The following is a 440-nucleotide window of genomic DNA, read 5'->3' as shown; positions in this document are numbered from 1 at the left end:
AAACCATTGATATGAAAACTATAAACGACTATAATTTCAAAGATAAAAAGGCGCTCGTAAGAGTTGATTTTAACGTGCCTCTAAATGACCAACAGGAGGTGGGGGACACCAGCCGTATAGAAGGTGCCAAACCAACTGTTGATAAGATCCTTAAGGACGGAGGTAGCGTGATCCTAATGTCTCACCTTGGGCGTCCAAAGGGAGTGGACCAAAAGAATTCCCTGCACCATATCGTGGGCAAGGTTTCAGAGATCCTTGGAGTGCAGGTGAAATTCGTGGAGGAGAGTGTGGGGGAGAAAGCTCAGAAAGCGGCTAAAGAACTGCAACCGGGAGAAGTACTGCTTCTGGAGAATCTTAGATTTCATTCCGAGGAAGAGAATGGGGATGAGGAATTTGCAAAAAAACTGGCAGGTCTCGCAGATATCTATGTAAATGATGCT

Annotated in this window: 1 protein-coding gene; it reads left to right on the top strand. The window is 45.2% G+C overall.

What is annotated here, in order from left to right; all coding sequences use genetic code 11:
• Positions 1-11: 11 nt before the first annotated feature.
• On the top strand, positions 12-440 hold a 429-nt coding region (pgk, locus tag HC175_RS18850), incomplete at its 3' end, for a phosphoglycerate kinase (RefSeq protein ID WP_168139724.1).

The organism is Salinimicrobium oceani (genome assembly GCF_012037645.1).
Note: the sequence above shows the minus strand (reverse complement) of the source record. Positions and strands in the feature narration are given on the sequence as shown.